Below are 23,996 nucleotides of genomic sequence, written 5' to 3'. Positions count from 1 at the left end.
TCTAGGAGATTTATTAATGGCTATTGGCGCTAAGAGGGAACTAGATCTTAAATTGTCTCTTTTTGATCATGATGCATTTATTTTGCTTTCAATGTGCAGTAGAATTCTCATTTGGGTAATAAATTGAATTATTTGATCAATATTTATGATATTTGATGACAAAAACAATATTATTGAGGTAGGTTTATTCGAAAGCTATCTGGCAAAGTATTTTATTGAGCATCCTGAAATCTTTAAACCACTCATTGATAAAATTCTTAACGCAATTGAACAAGTTATTATTAGTAACTCTGAAAATTACCTGTTCAACAGGATGCTGTTCTCAACATTCTCTACTCTGATAGAGGAGCACCCCCATATAAGCGATATGAATGCAGTTAAACAATCTAACTCGCTGGTTGTTTTTAATACGCTATGTAAATTTTTTACTGAAGGTGTCATGTCACTTCCCTCACTAAAATTACCCAATATAGAGCTGGAGTATTCTATACAGCCACCCTCTCTCAGTGCTTTAGCCCAACAGTCATTATTCAAATCAAAACAATTTGGGGAAGCGCAGTTCTTAGATAAAATGAGACCGGATTACCTGTTTTCAGATAAAAATAGGGGCGTAGTAGCAGTGGATGATTTCGATAGTGAAATAAAAACGCGAAACCTGGGTATCTTATCTCCTACGGACACACCCAATGATCTAAAAGATTATTTTTTATCTTCCCACTTTCCCTCCCGCCAATACTATAGCCCTAAAGAAGATAGTCTAATGGCGCTATGGCTTAGGAAGCATTACCTGCCTGTTATTTCTGGTGCATCGGGTGGTATCGGAAAAATTATAAGCAAGATAAGCTCTCTTCTTGTGCTTTCAAAAAAAGAATATCAACTTTTAGGAATTTTAATTGCATCCGCTACCATTGCGCTTGGACATCATTCATTTTTTGAAGTGCTAAGACCCTTGAGTTTTATTATTGGAGAGCTGGAAGAGAAAAATAATTTATTAGAATTCTATGAGCAAGTTATTCCAGAAGAAGTAAGACGTTTGCCTTCCTATAAGGCGCATGTGGAAAACTATTTTGGATTAATAGAAGAATTTGTGTTTAACGAGCACCAAGAAAAATTATTTAATTTATCAACTCATTTTAACTCCTGATGGATAAATTTAATGTGCGTCGTCAGGAATTAGATAAATTACACGCTTGGATATTAATCTTGATCAAAGCTGCTTATTTACCAGCAATCCAGGCTGATATTTAATGTTATTAATACTCAAAGTATAAGTGAAGCGATAGTTTAAAAATTGAATATGAGTAATCACTGCTTCACCATGAAAAAACTGCGCACTAAAAATTACTGGACTGTTTTTATCCAAATAATCAGGACTCGTCACCTGCATCTCTGTGTCAGTCAATTCAACTAACAAACAGGAGGCCTGCGTATGTCCGCATTTAAGTTTGACGGCTACAGGTTGCACGGGTTGGATTTGCATGATAGCACTCCGCGCGTCATATTGATTTATGTCGGCGGAGTTGGAAAAAACTTGAGCTTAGTCACCAATTAATTCCTCAATAACCGCTTGCAGATTCTGTAAATTATCATAATGAATCACCAAGGTACCTTTGCCGGCTTTGCCATGCTTAATTTTAATCGCGGCATTTAAACGTTGCGCTAAAGTATCTACTTGTTCTTGTAAGCAAGCGTTTATTTCATGTTTGGCTGTGGTTTCAGTTTTCCCCGTCTTGACTCTGGCAACTAATTTTTCTGTTTCACGCACAGAGAGACTTTTGGCGACTATTAATTGCGCCACTTGTATTTGTTGTTTATCATCAAGCATCAGCAGAGCACGAGCATGCCCCATATCCATATCACCATTTTCTAAAAATCGTTTAACTTCCGGTGTTAGCTGTAGCAAGCGTAAAAAATTACTGACGGCGGCTCGGGATTTAGAAAGCAATTCAGCGATTTGCTGATGAGTTAACCCAAATTCCGTTGTTAAGCGGTACATAGCGCGGGCTTGATCCATCGCGTTTAAATCTTCTCGTTGCAAATTTTCCACAAGAGCAATTGCCATGGCAGTTTCGTCATCTACTTGACGAAGAATAACGGGAACTTCAGTTAAACCTGCCAATTGGGAGGCACGCCATCGACGCTCCCCTGCAATAATTTCATATTGATCATCGGCAATTTCACGTACCACCAAGGGTTGCAATATACCTTGCTGTTTAATAGAGGCAGCCAGTTCCGCAAGTGCTGTTTCTTCGATTTCACCACGAGGCTGGTATTTTCCGGGTTTCAGGCTGTTAATGGCCAGCTTTAAAACTGCAGATTCAGAAGGGGCTGGTTTTTCAGCAGTCAAGGTAGCGCCAGCAGTTCCTAACAGCGCGGATAAATTTCGTCCAAGACCTCTGGTTTTAACTGTCATATTTACCTCAATTTAAACGGTTACCACCTGTTTACTGATAACTTCCGCCGCTAAAACCATATAAGCTGCAGCGCCAGGAGAGGTTTTATCGTATTGTAGCGCCGGCATGCCATGACTTGGGGCTTCGGCCAGGCGAATATTGCGGGGTATCACCGTGCGGTACACTTTATTACTGAAATGTTCAAGGAGTTGCTTTGAAACTTCTGAGCACAGGCGATTACGCGCATCATACATGGTGCGCAGCAGTCCTTCAATGTGCAAACGTGGATTTACACTGGCTTTGACTTGTTCAATGGTTGATATTAATGCAGCCAATCCCTCCAGGGCATAATATTCACATTGCATGGGAATTAAAACGGAATCTGCAGCAACGAGGGCATTAATCGTGAGCGTGTTTAAAGCAGGGGGGCAATCGATGAGGATAAAGTCATAAACGCTCTGCACAGATTGTAAAGCTTTAAAAAGAAAGGTCTCGCGATGATTTCTTTCCATTAGGCTTACTTCAGCAACAGTCAAATCACCATTAGCAGGCATTAAATCAAAACCGCAAGCGGTAGTAAGACAGGCTTGTTCAGCCAGACAATCGCGCAATAACACATCATTCGTCGTGTGCACCAGTGTATTTTTATCAACACCTGAGCCCATCGTGGCATTACCTTGCGGATCCAGGTCAATCAATAACACTTGCTGACGATTTGCGGCAATGGATGCTGCTAAGTTAATTGCTGTAGTTGTTTTCCCCACGCCTCCTTTTTGGTTGGCAATGGCGATGACTTTTGCCATGGTTTATTCCTTAATTGCATTTTTGATAATGACGCAGCAACGCTCACCCTCCAGACCAGGTACGGCGTAAGATTCGACCTGATAAGGTTGATGGATGCTCGCCAATTCGGTTTCAGGATAGCGCCCTTTCATAGCAAGCCAAATACCGTTGGTGCTAATGAGATGAGATGTCCATTTTATCATTTGCGCCAATTCACTGAAGGCTCGACTTGTTACTGTATCAAAACCTTGTTGCGGGTGGTAGTTCTCAACGCGGGATTGTACAATTTCAACATTATCAAGGCCCAACACACGCTTTACTTCTTGTAAAAAACGAATTTTCTTACCATTACTGTCTAATAAGACGACTTGTAATTGGCGATTATGGATGGCCAGGGGAATGCCTGGCAACCCAGCACCAGTACCAACATCAAGAATGCGTGTGCCATAAAGCCAGGGCACAATGGCCAAACTATCCAGCAGATGACGGGTAATCATCGTATCCAAATTACGAATTGCCGTTAAATTATAGCTACGATTCCATTTATCCAGCAAATACAAATATTGAAGCAGCGGGGTAATTTCCATTTGCATACCTAGCTTGGCAAGTCCCTCGTCAAGCTGATGTACGAGAGCAGCAGACTGGGTCATGCTGATTCTCGATATTTTTTTAAATGTACCAAAAGTAATGATAATGCTGCTGGTGTTACTCCCGAAATACGGCCCGCTTGCGCCAGGGTAGCGGGTCTTATTCGAGTTAATTTTTGCATCACCTCAGTCGACAAACCGGACACTTTGCTGTAATCGAGTGTCGCCGGTAGTTGAGTGTTTTCATGTTTGCGCAAGCGTTCAATATCCAGCATTTGACGCTCAATATAACCTGCATATTTACTTTGAATTTCGACTTGCTCGGCGACATCGTCGCTTAATGCTGGTAAATCCAGGGCAGAAATGGCTTGCAAATGATGATAACTCACTTCAGGACGTTTTAATAATTCTGCTGCTTTACAATCCTGTTGCAATGGGTTGGCAAGAATAGGGCCTAGAGCTTCACTATGAGCCACGCGAACAATACTGGCTTTAAGACGTGCTTGTGCTGACGCAATGGCTTCACGCTTTTCACAAAATACTTTCCAACGTGTATCACCCACCAAACCTAATTCACGTCCTTTTTCTGTCAAGCGTAAATCGGCATTGTCTTCGCGTAAAAGCAAGCGGTACTCTGCTCTTGAGGTAAACATGCGGTAAGGTTCCTGGGTTCCACAAGTTATAAGATCATCAATTAGCACCCCGACATAAGCTTCATCTCGGCGTGGGCACCACAATTCTTTATCTTGAGTTTGTAGTGCAGCATTCATTCCGGCTATTAAACCTTGTGCCGCAGCCTCTTCATACCCCGTGGTGCCATTAATCTGACCAGCAAAGAAAAGATTGCTGAGTGGTTTAGTTTGTAAAAAGGGAGTTAATCCACGTGGGTCAAAATAATCATATTCAATGGCATAACCGGGGCGTGTGATATGAGCATTTTCAAATCCCTTAATAGTGCGGACAAATTGCACTTGTACCTCAAAAGGTAGACTGGTTGAAATGCCATTGGGGTAAATTTCATCCGTCGTTAATCCTTCAGGCTCCACAAAAATTTGGTGGGAGGATTTATCGGCAAAACGGACAATCTTATCTTCAATCGAAGGACAGTAGCGTGGACCAATGCCCTCAATAACACCGGCATACATCGGTGATTGATGTAGATTCGCCTGAATAATCTCATGGGTTAAATTTGTAGTATGCGTAATGTAGCAAGGCACTTGTTGAGGGTGTAAGGCCGTAGTGCCCAAATAGGAAAATACAGGTACTGGTTCATCACCCGGTTGTACTGTCATTTGGCTGTAATCCAGTGAGCGACCATCAATACGAGGAGGGGTCCCTGTCTTTAATCGGCCCACAGGCAGGTCAAGCTCGCGTAAACGATTGGCAAGGGCAATTGCCGGAGGATCGCCTGCGCGTCCACCGGCATGCTGCTTCATACCAATGTGAATTTTACCACCTAGAAAAGTTCCAACGGTGAGAACAACGGCCCGTGCTTTTAGCGTGAGTCCCATTTGTGTGACGACACCTGTTACTTTAGAGCCTTCGACCAGCAAGTCATCAACGGCTTGCTGGAATAGAGTTAAATTAGGTTGACTTTGTAATTGCTGGCGAATTGCCTGGCGATAAAGGACACGATCCGCTTGCGCACGTGTTGCTCTTACTGCGGGACCTTTGGAGGCATTAAGAATGCGAAATTGAATACCTGCTTTATCAGCAGCTAACGCCATAGCGCCATCAAGCGCATCGATTTCTTTCACAAGATGTCCTTTGCCAATTCCGCCAATCGCTGGGTTGCAAGACATTTGGCCGAGCATATCCATATTGTGGGTGAGCAATAAGGTTTGTGCGCCTAATCGTGCAGCAGCAAGTGCTGCTTCAGTACCGGCATGGCCACCACCAACGACAATCACATCGTAATGTTTTTCTAAATTCATGAGAAAAAATAATTGCGCAACAAATCTTGCAATTATACACTTTTTTAACAGAATACCCAAACCCAAGTTGGGCATTCAAGTTAAGTGGTTTGCTATTTAGTGGCTACATTACCCGGAATTTCTGTTCCAGGATCAAAATCGTTACCAGTTTCTTCAGGTAATTTTTGATAACCCTCTTTTGAGCAATCTTTAAAGAAAGGAAAACACAATGATTTCTTAGACTCTTTAACCTCGGATTCAACCTTTGGTTCTTTAAAAAATGCCAGCAATTGTTTATCCGAAATTTCTTTTGGCGCCTCCGCAAATTCTTTATTAAAGTTATCCTGAAACTTTTTGAAATCAGATTCAACAGTGATAAGGCTCAACTTTTGCAAATCTTCTGCCGCTTTATTTTCTGGTTTAAAACGATTAATAATGATATGAGAAATCACAGCCACCGCAAAACCTGCTGCCATTACGGCAAGACCAATGCCTAAAGGCATAAAAACCAATGAGGCGAATACCAGTGCAGGAATGAAAGCATCAACGAAGATGCTACGAGCTAACTGAATGGCCTGAAAGCGAATCATTTTTTCTTGATATTCCGACTCAGCCATTAATGCCTTCATTTCCAGATAAAGTTGCTTTTTAATATCTGGATCACTTTCGTTGGCAAACTGCACCATTAATTCTTTGCATTCAGCACGAGCATCTTTAATGGACTCTTTGCTTTTGGCAATGTCAAGTCCACCACTCACCGCCGCATAAAGAACTGTTAAGGTGAAGCATAAGGCGGCCCCCGCTACTCCCATTATCAAAACCAAAGCAGGAGCCAAGGCTGCAGGAGGGAAGAAAAAGCAGCAGAACAGGCAGAAGGCAAATAACAATCCTGCTGCATAAGCGGTATCATTAATTAAGCCATATTTTTTGTATCTCCAGGCCATTTCAGCTTGTTTTTTTGTTTTTTGCAGTTGTTTACGCTCAGCTTCCAATACTGCTTGTTGGTGTAAATACTGTTCTTGCTGCTGCTTGAGTTTTTTTACATCCTCGTCCTCATCAAAATTGACAATTTTGGCTCTAAATTGCTCTAAGCTTTTTTTAATTCCAGAAACAGAACCAGCAAGTAGCTCAATTTGCTTGGTTAATTCTTTTTCTCGCTCAATAAAGGCTGCCATTTCCTGATTATGCTTAGTGCTTTCTTCAACAAATCTCCAAATGCTCAAACTTAAATCCATTAATAGTAAACAAGCTGTCACGACATTACCGGCATAGCCAAGCATGCCTGAGCCTCGTAACCAGAAGAAACAGACCAGATTGGCAGTAGCCCAGATGGCATCATTCAGTAGAGCAAATTTGCGTTGATTCCATTGGGTTTTAAAACGCTCCCAGGCAGGAATGTTCGCTTCTTTGTCACTCATCCATGGGCCTGCAATGGTATGTTTTAATAACAAACCAAGACTAATACCAAAGCGAGTATAATAGAGTACCCAGCTCATGTAGCCCATGGCAGGAGAAGGTATACTCAAATGCTGTTGAGCCTGATCAATTTGGTCAATGGGTAAAGTGCCTTGAAACGCCATGAGATCCAAGGCGGAGGCCAGCATGCCACCACCCCAAACCCAGTAAAGACGGCGAAAATTAACCAGACTCATCCACTCAACCAATAAGGTAGTTTTTTTGCCGGGCGCGATAGCGTCAGAATATTGCTTTTTAATAGCCATTGAATAAGGATGATTCGCAGGACTGTCGTCAGGTTTTTCTGAAGTTTTTCCTTCTTGTTCTGAAGCTTTCTTTTCATTAAAAGCAAATTCTGTCATGCGGGACACAAGCCAGGGAGCGAGAATAGTTAAGCCCAAATACTTCAAATACATTTCTGAACTTTGCCGGGCTTCCGCTAATTGCTTCTCTCTTTCATCTTCATCGGGGATTGTTGCTTTTTTCAATTCCCCTAAACGCTTTAAACACAGATTAATGCCATCAATAGACGATGGTAAATTTTTTGTCCTATCTTCGGCGTCATCAAGATGAGTCTGGGCAGCTAACAAATAAAGTGTAAACATTAACTGTTTTTCAACCTGCTCCCTTTGTGCAGGTTTTAAAAAGTTAAACATGACTGGATTCATGCTACCTAATTGTACAAGATAATAACCCAACAAACTGCCAATTGCTGTGCGTTGTTTTGCTAGTTGTGCAATATCCACACTCATTTTATTACTTGTATTAAGGTGGCGGTAGAGGTGATCTGATAAATTAAACAATATCGAAGTATGATTCATTGAATCTTTGCTCGCGGCCATGATATCACCTCAATTAATAAAGAGCCTGGTGACTGATTTAAAAATATTACAGAAATGTTCAAACTGTTCTTTTTTATAACATAGCATGGAATCGAGGAACAAGCCTGTGGCTTTTAAATTTACACATTTGAAACCTAATTTACTGAAACTAAGCGCTTGAATTTATACAAAGTAGTGCTATGCCGAGATAAGGGTGCAAAAGTCTAACTTCTGTGCATAAAAGCAGTTTATACGAAAGTGGATGATTTGCGACTGGAGGATATTTAAAATACACTATTGATTTTTACACTATGATGCCGCGTAACGAGTTGTTAAAGATTCTGCAGATAGAGACAAATTTTATGGGTTCAACATGAAAAAAGCCGTTGTTTTGTTATCTGGCGGGTTAGATTCTGCCACTTGTCTGGCGATTGCCAGACAAGAAGGTTATGCCTGTTATGCTTTAAGTTTTCAGTATGGTCAACGACATACCGCTGAGTTGGTAGCAGCCACTCGCGTTGCTCAACATTTGAATGTAGTGGAGCATCGTATTGTCAATCTGGACATTGGACAACTGGCAGGCTCCGCATTAACTGATCAATCCATTGCTGTGCCCGAATATTCCGGAGCGCAAGAGATTCCAGTCACTTATGTACCTGCCCGCAATACAATTTTTCTTGCCCTGGCTTTAGCGTATGCGGAAACAATAGTGGCTAACGCTATTTTTATTGGAGTGAACTCCATTGATTACTCTCACTATCCGGATTGTCGTCCGGAATTTATAGCTGCGTTTGAAAAAGCTGCTAATTTGGCAACAAAGGCTGCTGTTAGTGGCCATGCTGTTAAAATTCATGCGCCGCTACAATTTTTAAATAAAGCAGAAATTATTTTAAAAGGAACAAGTTTAGGAGTAAATTACGCACTGACTGTATCCTGCTATCAGGCTACAGAGAATGGCGAAGCTTGTGGTGTTTGCGATAGCTGTACTTTCCGTAAACAAGGTTTTAAGGCAGCCAAATTACCTGATCCAACCTATTATAAATAAATGCCTCTTTCCCGCGCGGTTTTTTCTGTCTGAAAGGTAAAAATTCAAATGTCGTTACTCCGTCTTTTGTTTAACTTATATGTCTAAAATACTGTGCTGCCTAGGATAAGTAAATTCTACAAATGCACAGTGATCTTTACAAAAATGTTACAACATATTGCGCATTTTCGGTTCACTTCTGCCTAATACATTGATATCATTCGCACGATTTTTTAACCAACGGAGTAAAAAAACTATGGGCTTTATCAGATTTTTACGTCAACACTGGGCAGCTTCTGCTGCAGTATTCCTGGCATTATTAACTGCCGCTGCTGCTGTAACAGCTGTTATTCTCTTCCCACCATCAATTCTTGCAATTGCTGGCTTTAGCTTTCTTGGTTTTACACCTTTTGCCTTCCTGGCTACCATGGCAACCCCAGCTGCTGTTGCTGCAATTGGTGCTATGACATTTGCTGCAAGTTTAGCTGCTAGTACTGTATTCAATGCAGTGGTTGGTGTTTATAACTTCATGAATGCTAAAATTACTCCTGCTAATACTATCAAACCTTCTGTTAAAGTAGTTGAAGAGGACGAAGAAGACGAAGAGGCAGACATAGAAGAAACTAGACGTTGCAATCCTCTTAGTGCTCTTCGCACCAAGTGCTGTCCTAAGAAGGATGCGCCCAGAGAATTGACCAACCCTGAAAATTTCAGCAGTCCTGTACCACGTCATAATTCTGTCACACCTCCACAAAAAGATGAGAGTATAGAAAACTCTTCAAGCTTAAATCTTGGTTCTTCTAACTAAGATAGTTTCTGAATAAAAAACGCGGCTTAAGCCGCGTTTTTTATTGGATAATCTTCCAACCTTTCTCTAGGCTGCAAAAAATCTAATGATAGAAAGCAGTATTCTGCTTACGGATGCGTTATAATCTCCCATTTTATTCATTAGGCTTGTGATATGACAACTGTTCGTAAAATGCTGGTAACCAGTGCATTGCCCTATGCTAATGGTCATTTGCATCTGGGTCATTTGGTAGAGCATATTCAAACGGATATATGGGTGCGTACCCATAAAATGCTCGGACATGCCTGTATCAGTGTCTGTGGGGATGATGCCCATGGCACTCCCATTATGCTAAAAGCTGAACAGTTGGGTATAACGCCTGAAGAATTAACCACTCAGATAAAAAAAAGCCATGAACAAGATTTCAAGGCCTTTGCTATTGATTATGACTGTTATCACACCACCCACTCTGAAGAAAATCAGTGGTTGGCAAGCCAAATCTATCAACAGTTGCAGGATTCAGGGGATATTGTTAAAAAAACCATTCGCCAAGCCTATGATCCCGTCAAACAAATGTTCCTGCCTGATCGCTATGTGAAAGGAACCTGTCCTAAATGTGGTTCTTTGGATCAATATGGGGATAACTGTGAATCTTGTGGCGCAACCTATTCACCAACTGATTTAATTGATGCTGTCTCTGCCATTTCAGGTGCCAAGCCCATTGAGAAAGATTCGGAACATTATTTTTTGATTTACCTCGCTATGAAGCGTTGTTAAGAAATTGGACTCGTAAAGGTCATTTACAAATAGAAGTTGCGAACAAGTTGGATGAGTGGTTTGCAGCAGGTCTTAAGCAGTGGGACATCTCCCGCGATGCCCCTTACTTTGGTTTTAAAATTCCGGGTACTGACGATAAATATTTCTATGTGTGGCTGGATGCTCCCATCGGTTATATGGCCAGTTTTAAAAAGTATTGCGATGAAAAAGGAGTTTCTTTTGCAGAGTTTTGGGACAAGACCTCAACCACAGAGCTTTATCATTTTGTAGGGAAAGACATTGTTTATTTTCATGCTTTATTTTGGCCTGCAATTTTGGCAGGCAGTGGCCACCGATTACCGACTGCAGTGTATACGCACGGCTTTTTAACCATTGATGGACAGAAAATGTCCAAATCACGAGGTACGTTTATTGAGGCACGCACTTATCTGAATTATTTAAATCCTGAATACCTTCGTTATTATTTTGCGGCCAAGTTAAATGGGCGAGTGGACGATCTGGATTTAAATTTTGAGGATTTTATCAACCGTGTGAATGCTGATCTGGTAGGAAAAATTGTCAACATTGCCAGTCGTTGTGCCGGGTTCATCAACAAGCGATTTGATAATCAATTAAGTACTGAATTAAGCGAGCCAGCTTTGTATGAATCGCTTTTGACAACCCGCAAGGATATTATTGATGGCTTCATTCAACGTGACTATGCACGTGCTATTCGTCAAATTATGGAGTGTGCCGATCGGGTTAACCAATACATTGATACCAACAAGCCTTGGGTGCTGGCAAAAGATTCTGAACGATTAGCCGAAGTTCAAGCGATTTGTACTACTGGACTCAATTTATTCCGTTTACTCATGAGTTTTTTAAAACCCGTATTACCACTCATGGCACAGGCTGCCGAATCATTTTTAAATTGTGAACCCTTAACTTGGGAAAATATCGAAAAACCTCTGCTGAACCATCGTATCAATCTCTTCACCCCTTTAATGGTACGTGTGGAACGTGAGAAAATAGATGCTATGCTTACACAAACGAAGGAGAATAGTGTCGTGTCCGAAGCGGAAAAGCCAGTCGAAAATACAGCAAATACCATTAGCATAGAGGATTTCAGTAAAATAGACTTACGTATTGCCCGTATTGTTGCCGCTGAAGCAGTAGAAGGTGCTGATAAACTGTTGCGTTTGCAATTGGATGTTGGGGATTCTCAAAAACAAGTATTTGCGGGTATTAAATCTGCTTATGCACCCGCTGATTTAATAGGAAGACTTACTGTCCTGGTAGCCAATTTAGCACCGCGTACCATGCGTTTTGGAGTTTCAGAGGGGATGGTATTAGCTGCAGGAGATGGCAAAGGACTCTTTTTGTTGCAGCCTGACTCAGGAGCAACACCTGGAATGAAGGTTAAATAGGTTAATAATGGTAGCAGTTAAAACCATCGACGAACTTTTACCACAAACACAATGCAAAGAGTGTGGCTATGGAGGCTGCTTGCCTTATGCAGAAGCATTAGCCCAGGGAATAGCTCCCATCAATCGTTGTCCTCCTGGTGGAGAGACCACTGTTAAAGCGTTAGGAGAGTTGCTAGGCGTTGATGCTACTCCTTATCTTGCTGAAGCCAAATTAAATAGGCGTGCCCCGACGGTGGCGTTAATTCGTGAAACAGAGTGTATAGGTTGTACCAAATGTATTCAAGCTTGCCCTGTTGATGCCATTGTGGGAAGTGGGAAGCTGATGCATAGCATTATTTCGCATGAATGCACTGGCTGCGGGCTTTGTATTGAACCTTGTCCCGTTGATTGCATTGAATTGGTCTCTGTTGCTGAATCCACTTATGACAAAAAACGTGCACGAGAGCGGTTTAATGCGCGGCAGGCGCGTTTATTACGTGAAGAACAGGAGAAGCAACAAACCTATCGGCAAAAACGACAGTTAGCCAAGAAAACTGAGGATAATTTGCAAGATATTAAAGCAAAACAAGCTTATATTCTGCAAGCACTCGCTCGGGTACAAGCGAAAAAAAATAATGAATAAGCAAGCAAGACGAGCCATTTTTGAACGCTTCCGTGCGCAAAACCCACATCCTACAACCGAGTTAAATTATAGTTCTCACTTTGAATTACTCATTGCCGTGATGTTATCGGCTCATACAACGGATGTAAGTGTTAATAAGGCGACGGCAAAGCTATTTCCCGTGGCAAATACACCTCAGGCTATTCTTAAGCTCGGTGAAGAAAAATTAAAAGATTATATTAAATCAATAGGTCTTTATAACAACAAAGCAAAAAATGTTATTTCAACCTGTCAAATTTTAGTAGACAAACATGAAGGTCGCGTTCCCACTACACGTGAAGCGCTGGAGGAGTTACCAGGAGTAGGACGGAAAACTGCCAATGTGATATTAAATACAGCCTTTGGCCAGCCTACCATCGCAGTGGACACGCATATTTTTCGTGTAGCAAATCGCACGGGTCTTGCGAGGGGGAAAACTCCCTTGGCAGTTGAACATGAACTTCTTAAACATGTGGAGAAGGAGTTTTTGCACGATGCGCATCATTGGTTAATTTTACATGGTCGTTATGTCTGTATCGCGCGCAAGCCAAAATGCTATCGCTGCCTCATTTGTGATTTGTGTGAATTTCCCGACAAAAATTTAATGCCACCGTCTTCGTCCTAATTTCAGTATTTGTAAAACTCACAAGAAGCACGTCGTCTTTTGCATTCAAATCTACTACTCTGGTAATTTTTTAGCATTCCCCCTAGAATGAAATTTCCGACTATTTGCAGGAGCATGAATATGGGTTGGTGGGACACATGGACTACAGCAAAGGATACTGTCTCAGGATGGGGGAAAAGTGCATGGAATAACGCGTCTTTAACGGGTGCAGTAAATGGAATGGCTAATTTTACTTATAATACGATAAGTAGGGTATTGGAGGGGGTGCCGGCAGCATTGAGATTGACGCGGGCTGCTTTTTCCGTTATTCCAGAAGAAACAAAAGAAAAGCTAAGTCATGTAGCCAAGGGAGGGGGGCGCATTATTATTGAGGATGCCATTCCCTTAGCAGTGATTTCCTATTTTTATCAAATTTTAGCACAGCAAGGACAAGATTACCTGGAAGATAATCCCGATGAAGCCTGGTTGTCTCCAAATACTGCACTTTCTATGGGGCTATGGTTACTGTGGGGAGTCCACTGGATTTATAGTGCCCGCAAGCAGACACAGTTGACGGTACGCACCACGATACTGGCGCTGGAAGCGGGTGGCGCTTTTAAGAGCATACGACAAACACCCCCCATGGATTTATGTGTGCAAAAAAAATGTACTACCTTACGTTTTCTAAAAGGTTCTTTTCGTGATCTTATTAAATATTGGTCTACAAAAGCGGCTATTGTTTTCGTGGGTTATGTGCCAGTTGTGGGTGAAGGGCTTGCAGCTGCCTTTGATGTTTATCACAATGGACGTTATGTTACTACCCTTGTTTTGTCAGAGCTATGTGAGCCCGATCAAGAACGTTATTTGCGCGAATATCCTGAGCTGGCGTTAGCAAACGGTATAATGCATTATGTACTGTCGAAGTTTGTGTGCTCTATGATTGAATACTATTCAGGAATTCCCGCTGTATTCTACGAGTCTACTGTACGACAATTTCTTTTAATCTCACAAATAGGCATTGCCTCACAAATGACCTTGCCTCCTGCAGTGGAAGATTCCCAACGAAATATACCTGATCCTATTGCGGCTTATGAAAGTGCTATAGGTTTTGTTGTTGATACCACTGCATTGGGATTAAAGAAAAAAATTCCAGAAATGCTTAAAAAGCAAACAGTACCAGTTATTCCTTGGGAAAAAATTCCAGCTTATGCACAAGTTGCATGGAATAATCCTGTTTCGGAAAATGTAATTAAACCGCTTTTGATTCCTCGTATGCTTCGTAACGAAAAAGCATTTATTAATGATCCTGTCATACCCTGGTTACCGTTGCAAGAACGTATACTGGCTGCTATCAAAAACATTGAAGATGTTAAAGCACACCCATTAACAACAGCTGCACTTCTTTCTCCCAGTATCACTGCCGAAATCGCACGGCCTATCTTTGGAACACCTAAAGCTGTGGTGGAGTTACTTTTAAACCTAATGAAAAATGAAGAGGTTATGCTGAAGTTGGGTACATTTCGTAATTATATTGCTGGGTTGTGTCCAGGAGAGCTTCCGCCGTTACCCGAGCAGAGTGATGCATTTTTATTAGGGGGTCAAACCCATGAAATGGCTACTTTTTCAGCGGCTATTACGAATGAGAGAGAATCCTCAATCTTGCTTTCGCCAGACCATATAATGTCACCATCCAGGAAATTTTCACCAAGAATAGTTGAAATTACAGAAGAGGTTAAAGAGAAGAAAAATACAGAGAGTAATCAATATTTAACTGGCCCTGGGGCAGTAAGTCTTGACCCAAGCATGGTTATAAAAAGAAGACCAGTAAGTGGGCGTTCCAAGCAGTTTTTTTTACAAAGTTCAGAAGGAAAACTTTTACCGGAAAATACTATTCGTCAAAAAACAAATACCTCGAACCTCCACTATTGATTATCCATGCCTCTGTATAGGGGCATGTTATAAATCTCTTTTCTCTTGGCAGGCGCATGAGACGTCATACTCAATGAAGACTTTGTCCTGCATTGGATAAATTTGCAAAAAGAAAAGCAATGATGGTATATTACTGCACATATTAAGGGAAGCCGTGCATGGTGAGTCCTTCGTTGTAATATGAGTACTGTCCTTTATGACTACTGTTTCAGCAGCGCCACAGTCGCGAAGCTATTTACCGCTTACTATAAGCATGATGGCCTGCCTCATCCTTTTAATTAATGTTTCTTTTAAAATAATTCAAATCCAGGGAATGGTATTTACTGCAAGTAGTTTGGTTTGTCCACTTGTGGCAATTATTTACCTGCTTGTGTTAAAACAATGTAATTTTGTTCAGCAGCGGCATGTCCTGCATCAGTCTTTACTGGCCCTTTACTTATTTTCTATCGGAATTTATTTATTGGTTAATTTACCTGCAGCTGAATACATGCATGATAATCCGGCTTATCAAATTGTTTTTGAAGATATTCCTAAAAAATTTTTTGCATCGACGTTGGCATTTGGGTTAAGTTTTTATTTGCCCCATTTACTCTGCTGTGCTAAACGAAAAGAAGTACTACTTTCTCCCAAAAAAAGATTATTATTAGCATTAAGTGGTGGTTTTTTCTTTTTCTCATTGGATTTCTATTTACTCTTTTCAGAACCCCATGTGCATAGCTTCAATCGGATTTACATTGATTCCTTGATGATTGCTGCAGGTATCTTGTTCTCTGCAGGAATTATTTATCTTGGTTGTTTACTATTTGTCAGGCAGCTTCATTGGCCTTTTAGAAAATTTTTGCCTGATTATTTATCACATACTCTTTATCATTATCTGGTCGGCTTTGCTGTTACTATCATGTTAATCTGTCTGGCTTGTGAGTACCGGCTAGTGTCTTTGTCAAATGAATGGACTTTGGCAGCAAGCGGTCTTCTATTCCCACTTACGTTTCTAATTAGTAATTTGATAGGGGAATTATACGGCTATAGGGCAAACCTGTATTTAACGGTGGTTTTACTAGTAACTGAGTTGCTCTTTGATTTATTATTAATGGGTGCTGTGGCATTACCATCACCGGAATTCTTTAATCTCAATCCGTTTTATTCTTTTATTGTCCCTCGACGTGTCCCTGCTGCTACATTGGCTTTGTTTGTTACTTTTACAAGCAACGCCTTATGCCTTGAGCATCTAAAGAAAACCGAACTTGGACAGAGTCGTAGTTGGCGAATTTTAATTGCTAATGTGCTGGCTGCTTCTTTACTATGTCTGGTTAACTATAGTCTGCTGTTCGGCGGAATTTATCCTTATGAACAAATTTTCCACTTGGCAGTGAATGCCTGGATTTATAAATTGGTTGCCATAACACTTGGCTTACCCGTTGCCTTGTGGCTATATAATCTTTTTAGTAAGCAGGTGCAAAAGAGTCTTTCCACCATTAAACAAGCATAAAGTTAATTGCTATCCTCCTTTTTTACAGGTCTTTTCCACCCCATAATGGTTTTTTGTCTGGTTTCTGTTAATGTCAATTCACCCGGAGGAACATTTTTACGAATAGTACTTCCTGCACCTATTGTTGCATAGGCACCAACAGTAACTGGAGCTACTAATTGCGTATCAGAGCCAATAAAAGCACCTTCCTCAATGACGGTTTTATGCTTGTTTGCGCCATCATAATTACAAGTAATAGTGCCAGCACCAATATTCACCTCCTTGCCGATCTCTGCATCGCCTAAATAACTTAAGTGGCTGGCTTTGCTGCCTGCTGCAAAGTGAGTATTTTTAGTTTCAACAAAATTGCCAACTTTGCAATCATTTGCCATTGTGGTTCCGGGTCTTAGCCGGGCAAAGGGGCCAATATGACAATTGCTGCCAATACTACAATTATCCAGCACTGAGTTGGGCAAAATTTCACAATTATCACCAAGTTGAACATTGTTTAGTACACAATTAGGACCTATTAGACAACCATTGCCTAAAACCACTTTGCCAGTAAATACCGTATTGACATCAATAAACACATCTTCACCACAATGCAATTCGCCGCGAACATCAATGCGATTGGCATCCGCTATGCTAACCCCTGACAGTAGGAGTTGCTTGGCAAAATTCTGTTGCCATACTCGTTCCAGCTGATGCAGTTGTAAACGATCATTCACACCTTGAATTTCAAGATTGTCTAAAGCCTGCATAGAAGTGATGGGAAGATTTTCCTTGACGGCAAGGGCAATGATTTCTGTTAAATAATATTCACCTTGTGCGTTACTATTACCCAATGCCGGTAACCAGCGTGCCAGATCGCTAGCCTGAGCACAGCAAATACCACTGTAAATCTCTTTTATTTGCTTTTGCTCAACCGTTGCATCGCGCTCCTCAACAATCGCGCGAATTTGACCTTGGTCATCGCGAACAATGCGGCCAAGGCCTGTGGGGTTATCAACAGCAGCCAGTAATAAGCTTAAGGGAGATAACTGCCCTACTTGATCTTTCTTGCAATCAATCAGTGCTTTCAATGTTTGTGCGCGGATGAGGGGCACATCAGCAGATAGAACCAGTATTTGAGAGCTGGAGGGGATATGTGGTAAAGCCTGCATCACGGCATGACCAGTGCCTAACTGTTCTTCTTGAAGAACCCAGTTGACATTTAAATCAGGTAGGGCATTTTTAATTTTTTGACCGCCGTTACCATAAATGACGTGGATGGCATCAGGATGTAATTGTTGAGCGGTCTCCACAACGCGAGTAAGCATGGGTTTTCCCGCGAGTTGATGAAGTACCTTGGGCGTTTTAGAAAGCATTCGCTTTCCTTGGCCTGCTGCCAAAATGACAATGTGTAATGACATAGATTTTTATTATTCCTCTTTATAGACAGACACTTATTCAAAAAAGTAAGCTAATTATACAGTCTGCATTTATGTTGCGAAGATTTCAATTAGTGGATATGATAAAAAAATTATGAGCAAAGGAGTAGTGCCATGACCATTTTTCTTGATATTACCAAGCCCATTCTTAAGGAGGCCATTACAGCAATCCGAGATAAGTCCGTCAGTGCTGATAAAAGTACCGCCAATACCCTTCTCAATTGGATAAGTTTAGGGCGTGACGGAGAGCTATCAAAATCAAAGCGTGATCTGGCAGATGAGTTGTTAATCAAGCTGCATGACTTACAACACAAAGAGGATGATGCAGCAACTTTCGAAGCACTTAAAAATTTACTGCTTGAATGTAAAAAAGAGGCTGCTAAAAAAAGTAGAGAAAAAAACTACGGCGAAGGAAAATTTGGGCCTAGAATGCAAAAAGTCATTCTGTTATTGGAAAACCTTTATGAGAAACTAAAGGAAGCGAAGATAACTGACACGCCACATGATAATGAACCTCTTAATTGTTTTCGTTTCTATGCTGCCCGCTATTATGCGCAAAAAATACATGATTCACATAATATTAGTGCTTTTGGTCGTTTTCTTCAGAATCCCAAGCTGACCTACTTTGTTAAACTTGCAGAAGAAAAAGAAGCTTTAATTGTCACTATTCTGCAAGCCTGTGAAAAAGATTTGGGAACTTTAGACGTTGAGCATGACGAATATGAAACTACTAAAAAAAGTCGCGTGTTGGAATGGTTAAGTAAATTAGAACGGGCTAATGTAGACCTTTGTGAAAAATATGGTTCAACATTATCCATTCCAGTTTCAATAGCTTTATTTTCCACTATTAACATTAGTTTGCCTACTTTACAACCTGATAGTGGTTTTTTAGAAACCTGTATAAGAAGTGCTATGGATGAAATTGATCCGAAGTATTCAACCTCTTTAGCATTAGTCTAATTCATTAATTCCCCACACAAATTAGTCTCCATTAATTCTTTCACTTGTTGGAGACTTAAATTCTTACTAAATAAATATAGTAACTTGCAATGAGCGGCTTCGGGTGTCATGTCATGACCGCTGATGAGGCCTGCTTGCTTTAAGGTATACCCTGTGGCGTACTGACTCATTTCGACATGACCCTGTTGGCATTGACTGCAATTGACAATGACAACACCGCGCTCACAAGCCTCTTTTAAACTGTGCAGGAAATGCGGATCATTATTTGGTGCATTACCGGCTCCATAGCTTTCCAAAACCAGACCCTTCAAGGGTTGTTGTAAGATGTAATCCAATACATTGGTAGCAAATCCTGGGAATAAGCGGAAGTTGGCGATAAATTGGGGCTCTAGTGTTTGCAGGTGAAATAACTCTGTAGGTTTAGGTAACATGACCTTCTTGTGCAATTCAATGTTGATGCCAATATTGGCTAAGTGCGGATAATTAGGTGACTCAAAGGCATTAAAACGTTGCGCGCTCACTTTCTGTGAGCGATTACCCCTTAATAGCTGTTGATTGAAATAAATACAGACTTCATGAATGGGCTGATGTGCGCATAACCATAAGGAAGTAATGATGTTATCCAATGCATCGTTACGAACCTCAGACAAGGGAATTTGTGAGCCGGTCACAATAACGGGTTTTCCTAAATTTTCAAGCATGAAAGATAAAGCCGACGCCGTATAAGCCATGGTATCGGTGCCGTGAAAGATAACAAAACCATCAAAATGTTGATATTCATTGGCGATATCAGTAGCAATGCGATTCCAATCAGTAAGCGTCATATTGGATGAATCGAGCAACGGCTCATATTCCTTAATGAGATAATCCGGCATCTGTGGACCTTTCAACGCAGGAATTTGTGCCAAAGCAGTTTGTACATAGCCGATTGCAGGCTCGTAGCCTCGTGAGGTCTTAAGACTACTGATGGTACCGCCGGTGTTGATAATTAAAATACGCTTTTTCATAAATGAGTCGCAGATTTTAGTGAGTAAGCGAATTATAACGCTCAAGTACAGTCTGGGGAATTAAGGCATAAATTATCTATACTTAAATCAGAATTATTAGTGAAGCTGTTGAAGAAACTAAGATTGTCCAGTCGATTAAAAATTGAAGCGCAGCGTAAAAATTACCCTTAATGAGGATATCTGAATTAGTATATTTTCCTTATATTGAGAGTTTGCCTGATTAAACTTACACAATTCACGTAGAACGGAGGAAACAACAGAGACTTTATATGAAATTTTAAGGTATAAAATAGAGATTTATTTGCCAAACTCTTGCACTTTATGGAAAAATCAATGTATTAAAAGTTTAGCTAAAGCAGTGTTACTATGGTTATTGATCGCGCCGGATACCGGTTAAATGTCGGCATTATTCTGGTGAACGGCTCGGGTCGAGTTTTTTGGGGAAGACGACAGGGACATGATGCCTGGCAATTCCCTCAGGGTGGACTCGCCGCCGGTGAAACGGCACTAGAAGCAATGTTCCGTGAATTACGAGAAGAGGTTGGTTTGGAACGAGGGGATATAGAAGTCCTCGGTTCAACCAAGCGCTGGTTAAAATACCGTTTACCCAAACAATATTTACGCCATGGCAGTGAACCATTGGTTATTGGGCAGAAGCAAAAATGGTATTTGTTAAAATTAGTTGCTTCTGAGCAAAAAATTCGCCTGGATTTAAGTGATTCACCTGAGTTCGATAGTTGGCGTTGGATTGATTACCACGAGCCACAAGAGCTGGTTATTTTTTTTAAAAGGCAGGTGTATTCCCAGGCTATGAAGGAATTGGAGCACTTGCTAAAAAGACGGCGTACCCCTTTTGGTGCGCGACGTAAGCGAGGTAATCATAGTCGATAAATGTTAAAAATATTAAAGCGAATTGTACAAGATGTAACTACGGCAAATCATCTAAGTGAAGCACTGGCAGTTTTAGTACAGCGAGTACGTAAAGCTGTTGCTGCTGAGTCCGTTTCCGTTTATTTGATTGATAACAAGCACGCTCAATATGTTTTAATTGCGACTGATGGGTTAAATAAACAGGCAGAATATAGAGTTCGCGTCGGTCTTGATCAAGGTTTGATTGGTTTAGTGGGTCGTCGCGAAGAGCCTATCAATATTGAAGATGCTCCTTCTCATCCTGATTTTTATGCAAATCCTTTATTAGGTGAAGAACACTTAAAGGGTTTTTTAGGCGTCCCCATTATTCAGCATCGTAAGCTTTACGGTGTGCTAGTGGCTCAGCGGGTGGAAGCGTGTTGTTTTGATGATGCTGAGGAGGCTTTTTTAATTACCCTGGCTGCACAACTTGGTGGCATTATTGCTCATGCTGAAGCAACGGGAGAATTAGCCTTATTAACACAGCCTAAACCCTTAGGTTCCAGTAAGCTGGAAGTTACATCTACAGCGCTTACCGGGGTTGGTAGCGTTCCTGGTGTTGGTATTGGTACCGCGGTGGTGATTTATCCACCTGCTGATATTGATGCGGTACCTCGTCATACTGTTGATGATATTGATGCAGAAGTTGCTATTTTCATGGAAGCGCTGCAAGCAGCACGAGAGGATATGCAACGCCTAAGCCGTCGCATAAAATCAACCGTTGCGGAAGACGAACATGCACTTTTCGACGTTTACTTGCGTATACTGGATAAAGACAGCTTGGGCGCTGAAGTTGAAACAGTTATTCGTGAAGAAAAGTTAAGTGCCCAGGCCGCACTTTCCTCTGTCATTAAAAAGCACGTGCAGCAGTTTGAACATATGGAAGATGATTACTTGCGTGAACGTGCGAGTGATTTTCGTGATTTAGGGCGTCGGGTGCTGGCTGAACTGCAATTATCACAACGCGAGGAAATCATCTATCCCCGGCGCACTATTTTAATTGGTGAAGAAATCACTGCCTCTGCGCTGGCAGAGGTGCCTGAAGGACACTTGGCGGCTGTTGTTTCTGCAAAAGGTGCCAATAATTCTCATGTAGCCATTCTGGCACGTGCATTAGGCGTACCTACTGTAATGGGGGTACGAGGTCTTAAAGTAGAGCATCTTTCACGACGAGCAGTGATTGTTGATGGTTACTATGGACATGTTTACATTTCTCCTTCACGAGCGGTTCTCGCAGAATTTAAAAAATTAGCCCAAGAAGAGGAAGAACTTAATCAAAGCTTAATAAGTCTGCGCGACAAGCCTGCTGAAACGCTTGATAATTATCGCGTTTCCTTGCAGGTCAATACAGGACTTGCCATGGATGCCGGTTTGTCATTAAGTGTTGGTGCAGAAGGGGTAGGTTTGTATCGCTCGGAAGTGCCTTTTATGAGTCGTGATCGTTTTCCTTCCGAGGATGAACAATACATTATTTATCGCCAAATTCTAAAGGCATTTGCACCGCGTTTTGTGACCATGCGCACACTAGATATAGGTGGTGATAAAATACTGCCGTATTTTCCAGTTGCAGAAGATAATCCTTACCTTGGTTGGCGTGGAATACGCGTTACCCTGGATCACCCAGAGGTTTTTTTAATGCAAGTACGTGCCATGTTGCGTGCCAGTGAGGAATTGAATAATTTACGCATCATGTTACCTATGGTGACAACCTTAAGTGAAGTTGAAGAAGCTTCCTTTTTGATTGATCAAGCATTTAAGGAATTGCTGGAAGAAGGTTGTCTCATTGAAAAACCGAAGCTTGGCGTGATGATAGAAGTTCCAGCAGCAGTTTATCTTGCGCGTGAACTGGCGAAGCGTGTGGATTTTATTTCTGTAGGTAGCAATGACTTAACACAATATTTGCTAGCTGTGGATCGTAATAATGCTCGAGTGGCAGGTCTTTATGATTCCTTTCATCCGGCAATGCTACGCACCCTGATGAAGGTGGTTGAAGGAGGACATGCTGCGGGTGTGGAAGTAAGCATCTGCGGTGAGATGGCCAGTGACCCACTGGCGGTAATTCTGCTTTTAGCCATGGGTTTTGATACCTTAAGTATGAACTCAACGAGTTTACCGCGTGTGAAATGGGTTATTCGTAATATTTCTCTAGCCCATGCCCGTAAGGTGCTGGCCGATGTATTAGAATTTGAACATCCTGCTGAAATAAGATTGTATTTGCAAAAAGCTTTAGAGGAAGAGGGTCTGGGTGGATTAATCCGGGCAGGAAAATCGTGATTTTATCGATGGCTCTTAGTGGCAGTATTTATGCCCTGGCTGGCACTTTTGCAGGTTTAATTTCCGGGGTGCTTGGTATAGGAGGGGGCATTATTATCGTCCCTTGTCTCCTTTTTATTTTTTATCATAATCCCGCATTCCCTCCTAATCTAGTAATGCATATGGCCGTGGGTACTTCTTTGGCAGTTATGGTATTTACCACGCAGTCGACTTTGCGTGCTCATATAAAAGTCCATGGGATTTCGTGGAATATTTATAAGCGCTTGACTCCCGGTATCATCTCCGGAACCATTGTTGGTGCTTTACTTGCCAAACAATTACCTACGCATGGACTTAAAATTTTATTAGGGCTATTTTTAATTGCGGTAGGAATAAAAATGTGCTTTGAGAGAGCAATTACTCCATTGCAGCGTTTACCCGCATGGAAGAGTATGAGCTCAGTCAGTTTCTTAATTGGTTTGCACTCAGGTTTATTAGGCATTGGTGGTGGCACTCTGATTGTCCCCTACCTCAATTATTGTGGTGTCGAGTTGCGCAAAATTATTCCTATCTCTGCTTTCTGTACTTTGACTGTCGCCATGGTAGGTGCAATTGCGTTTATGATTATCGGAAGTCAGGAAGTCATGTTACCTACCTACAGCACTGGGTATATTTATTGGCCTGCGGTCATTTGTTTAGCCACGTTAAGTGTGCTATTTGCTCCTTTGGGGGCAAAAATGACTTACAACATCCCGGTAAAGCAATTAAAATATGCTTTTGTATTTGTTTTATTTGTATCTGCGGGTAATTTGCTTGTTTAATTATTATTCTGGAATCATTGAGGTGACTG

Annotated in this window: 19 protein-coding genes and 1 pseudogene; 12 read left to right on the top strand and 8 right to left on the bottom strand. The window is 41.4% G+C overall.

The window, feature by feature from the left end; all coding sequences use genetic code 11:
• Positions 1 to 145: 145 nt before the first annotated feature.
• Entirely contained in the window at positions 146 to 1,144 is a 999-nt protein-coding gene (locus tag clem_RS14105; protein ID WP_094092132.1) for a hypothetical protein, read from the top strand.
• A 63-nt stretch (positions 1,145 to 1,207) separates the two neighbouring features.
• Here clem_RS14105 and clem_RS14100 read toward each other — a convergent pair whose 3' ends face one another.
• From clem_RS14100 to clem_RS14075, 6 genes are all read right to left on the bottom strand, one after another.
• The gene (locus clem_RS14100) at positions 1,208 to 1,480 is read right to left on the bottom strand and encodes a hypothetical protein (protein ID WP_094092131.1); all 273 of its coding nucleotides are present in this window, start codon (positions 1,478 to 1,480) and stop codon (positions 1,208 to 1,210) included.
• 57 nt (positions 1,481 to 1,537) lie between these two features.
• Complete coding sequence (locus tag clem_RS14095; RefSeq protein ID WP_094092130.1) at positions 1,538 to 2,413, bottom strand: ParB/RepB/Spo0J family partition protein; 876 nt, start codon at positions 2,411 to 2,413, stop codon at positions 1,538 to 1,540.
• A gap of 12 nt (positions 2,414 to 2,425) precedes the next feature.
• Positions 2,426 to 3,196, bottom strand: a complete 771-nt coding sequence (locus clem_RS14090; RefSeq protein WP_094092129.1) for a ParA family protein — start codon at positions 3,194 to 3,196, stop codon at positions 2,426 to 2,428.
• 3 nt (positions 3,197 to 3,199) lie between these two features.
• Entirely contained in the window at positions 3,200 to 3,826 is a 627-nt protein-coding gene (gene rsmG, locus clem_RS14085) for a 16S rRNA (guanine(527)-N(7))-methyltransferase RsmG (RefSeq protein ID WP_094092128.1), read from the bottom strand.
• Positions 3,823 to 5,697, bottom strand: a complete 1,875-nt coding sequence (gene mnmG, locus clem_RS14080; RefSeq protein WP_094092370.1) for a tRNA uridine-5-carboxymethylaminomethyl(34) synthesis enzyme MnmG — start codon at positions 5,695 to 5,697, stop codon at positions 3,823 to 3,825. Before mnmG ends, rsmG begins: the two co-directional genes overlap by 4 nt.
• Before the next feature lie 92 nt (positions 5,698 to 5,789).
• Positions 5,790 to 7,973: a hypothetical protein gene (locus tag clem_RS14075; RefSeq protein WP_094092127.1), complete on the bottom strand. Its 2,184-nt coding sequence runs from the start codon at positions 7,971 to 7,973 to the stop codon at positions 5,790 to 5,792.
• A gap of 352 nt (positions 7,974 to 8,325) precedes the next feature.
• Between clem_RS14075 and queC the strand changes: the two genes are divergently transcribed.
• The 7 genes and pseudogenes from queC to clem_RS14040 all read left to right on the top strand — a co-directional run bounded on the left by queC (position 8,326) and on the right by clem_RS14040 (position 16,608).
• A complete protein-coding gene (gene queC, locus clem_RS14070) occupies positions 8,326 to 8,997 on the top strand; it encodes a 7-cyano-7-deazaguanine synthase QueC (RefSeq protein ID WP_094092126.1) in 672 nt (223 codons plus the stop codon).
• A gap of 235 nt (positions 8,998 to 9,232) precedes the next feature.
• Positions 9,233 to 9,784, top strand: a complete 552-nt coding sequence (locus clem_RS14065) for a hypothetical protein (RefSeq protein ID WP_094092125.1) — start codon at positions 9,233 to 9,235, stop codon at positions 9,782 to 9,784.
• A gap of 153 nt (positions 9,785 to 9,937) precedes the next feature.
• A pseudogene (metG, locus tag clem_RS14060) lies at positions 9,938 to 11,946 on the top strand (methionine--tRNA ligase).
• Positions 11,947 to 11,953: 7 nt separating this feature from the next.
• The gene (locus clem_RS14055; RefSeq protein WP_094092124.1) at positions 11,954 to 12,568 is read left to right on the top strand and encodes an RnfABCDGE type electron transport complex subunit B; all 615 of its coding nucleotides are present in this window, start codon (positions 11,954 to 11,956) and stop codon (positions 12,566 to 12,568) included.
• On the top strand, positions 12,561 to 13,211 hold the full coding sequence (gene nth, locus clem_RS14050) for an endonuclease III (RefSeq protein WP_094092123.1): 651 nt from the start codon (positions 12,561 to 12,563) through the stop codon (positions 13,209 to 13,211). The genes clem_RS14055 and nth overlap by 8 nt, the downstream gene beginning before the upstream one ends.
• A 120-nt stretch (positions 13,212 to 13,331) precedes the next feature.
• Complete coding sequence (locus clem_RS14045) at positions 13,332 to 15,119, top strand: hypothetical protein (RefSeq protein WP_094092122.1); 1,788 nt, start codon at positions 13,332 to 13,334, stop codon at positions 15,117 to 15,119.
• A 196-nt stretch (positions 15,120 to 15,315) separates the two neighbouring features.
• Positions 15,316 to 16,608, top strand: a complete 1,293-nt coding sequence (locus clem_RS14040) for a VUT family protein (RefSeq protein ID WP_094092121.1) — start codon at positions 15,316 to 15,318, stop codon at positions 16,606 to 16,608.
• A gap of 2 nt (positions 16,609 to 16,610) precedes the next feature.
• Here clem_RS14040 and glmU read toward each other — a convergent pair whose 3' ends face one another.
• Positions 16,611 to 17,999, bottom strand: a complete 1,389-nt coding sequence (glmU, locus tag clem_RS14035) for a bifunctional UDP-N-acetylglucosamine diphosphorylase/glucosamine-1-phosphate N-acetyltransferase GlmU (RefSeq protein ID WP_094092120.1) — start codon at positions 17,997 to 17,999, stop codon at positions 16,611 to 16,613.
• A gap of 132 nt (positions 18,000 to 18,131) precedes the next feature.
• Here glmU and clem_RS14030 point away from each other — a divergent pair, with 132 nt between their 5' ends.
• The gene (locus tag clem_RS14030; protein WP_094092119.1) at positions 18,132 to 18,977 is read left to right on the top strand and encodes a hypothetical protein; all 846 of its coding nucleotides are present in this window, start codon (positions 18,132 to 18,134) and stop codon (positions 18,975 to 18,977) included.
• On the opposite strand, the gene ansA is transcribed toward clem_RS14030, so the two are convergent.
• Positions 18,974 to 19,984 carry an asparaginase gene (gene ansA / locus clem_RS14025; protein WP_094092118.1) on the bottom strand — a complete coding sequence of 337 codons (1,011 nt, stop codon included), beginning with the start codon at positions 19,982 to 19,984 and terminating at the stop codon, positions 18,974 to 18,976. The genes clem_RS14030 and ansA overlap by 4 nt on opposite strands.
• A 366-nt stretch (positions 19,985 to 20,350) precedes the next feature.
• Between ansA and clem_RS14020 the strand changes: the two genes are divergently transcribed.
• Genes clem_RS14020 through clem_RS14010 form a run of 3 tightly spaced genes read left to right on the top strand, consistent with a single transcriptional unit; the run spans position 20,351 to position 23,967 of the window.
• Positions 20,351 to 20,875, top strand: a complete 525-nt coding sequence (locus clem_RS14020; RefSeq protein ID WP_094092117.1) for an RNA pyrophosphohydrolase — start codon at positions 20,351 to 20,353, stop codon at positions 20,873 to 20,875.
• The gene (ptsP, locus tag clem_RS14015; RefSeq protein WP_094092116.1) at positions 20,876 to 23,167 is read left to right on the top strand and encodes a phosphoenolpyruvate--protein phosphotransferase; all 2,292 of its coding nucleotides are present in this window, start codon (positions 20,876 to 20,878) and stop codon (positions 23,165 to 23,167) included.
• Positions 23,164 to 23,967, top strand: a complete 804-nt coding sequence (locus tag clem_RS14010; protein WP_232505501.1) for a sulfite exporter TauE/SafE family protein — start codon at positions 23,164 to 23,166, stop codon at positions 23,965 to 23,967. The genes ptsP and clem_RS14010 overlap by 4 nt, the downstream gene beginning before the upstream one ends.
• Positions 23,968 to 23,996: the final 29 nt, after the last annotated feature.

This window comes from Legionella clemsonensis (assembly GCF_002240035.1).
In the GTDB taxonomy this organism is placed as follows: domain Bacteria; phylum Pseudomonadota; class Gammaproteobacteria; order Legionellales; family Legionellaceae; genus Tatlockia; species Tatlockia clemsonensis.
This window is presented reverse-complemented; position numbering and strand designations above follow the sequence as displayed.

Bases quoted from the DNA above. Each gene is read 5' to 3' on its own strand.
- clem_RS14105 (WP_094092132.1), top strand. From the start codon at position 146: ATGATATTTGATGACAAAAACAATATTATTGAGGTAGGTTTATTCGAA.
- clem_RS14100 (WP_094092131.1), bottom strand. From the start codon at position 1,480: ATGCAAATCCAACCCGTGCAACCTGTAGCCGTCAAACTTAAATGCGGA.
- clem_RS14095 (WP_094092130.1), bottom strand. From the start codon at position 2,413: ATGACAGTTAAAACCAGAGGTCTTGGACGAAATTTATCCGCGCTGTTA.
- clem_RS14090 (WP_094092129.1), bottom strand. From the start codon at position 3,196: ATGGCAAAAGTCATCGCCATTGCCAACCAAAAAGGAGGCGTGGGGAAA.
- rsmG (WP_094092128.1), bottom strand. From the start codon at position 3,826: ATGACCCAGTCTGCTGCTCTCGTACATCAGCTTGACGAGGGACTTGCC.
- mnmG (WP_094092370.1), bottom strand. From the start codon at position 5,697: ATGAATTTAGAAAAACATTACGATGTGATTGTCGTTGGTGGTGGCCAT.
- clem_RS14075 (WP_094092127.1), bottom strand. From the start codon at position 7,973: ATGGCCGCGAGCAAAGATTCAATGAATCATACTTCGATATTGTTTAAT.
- queC (WP_094092126.1), top strand. From the start codon at position 8,326: ATGAAAAAAGCCGTTGTTTTGTTATCTGGCGGGTTAGATTCTGCCACT.
- clem_RS14065 (WP_094092125.1), top strand. From the start codon at position 9,233: ATGGGCTTTATCAGATTTTTACGTCAACACTGGGCAGCTTCTGCTGCA.
- clem_RS14055 (WP_094092124.1), top strand. From the start codon at position 11,954: ATGGTAGCAGTTAAAACCATCGACGAACTTTTACCACAAACACAATGC.
- nth (WP_094092123.1), top strand. From the start codon at position 12,561: ATGAATAAGCAAGCAAGACGAGCCATTTTTGAACGCTTCCGTGCGCAA.
- clem_RS14045 (WP_094092122.1), top strand. From the start codon at position 13,332: ATGGGTTGGTGGGACACATGGACTACAGCAAAGGATACTGTCTCAGGA.
- clem_RS14040 (WP_094092121.1), top strand. From the start codon at position 15,316: ATGACTACTGTTTCAGCAGCGCCACAGTCGCGAAGCTATTTACCGCTT.
- glmU (WP_094092120.1), bottom strand. From the start codon at position 17,999: ATGTCATTACACATTGTCATTTTGGCAGCAGGCCAAGGAAAGCGAATG.
- clem_RS14030 (WP_094092119.1), top strand. From the start codon at position 18,132: ATGACCATTTTTCTTGATATTACCAAGCCCATTCTTAAGGAGGCCATT.
- ansA (WP_094092118.1), bottom strand. From the start codon at position 19,984: ATGAAAAAGCGTATTTTAATTATCAACACCGGCGGTACCATCAGTAGT.
- clem_RS14020 (WP_094092117.1), top strand. From the start codon at position 20,351: ATGGTTATTGATCGCGCCGGATACCGGTTAAATGTCGGCATTATTCTG.
- ptsP (WP_094092116.1), top strand. From the start codon at position 20,876: ATGTTAAAAATATTAAAGCGAATTGTACAAGATGTAACTACGGCAAAT.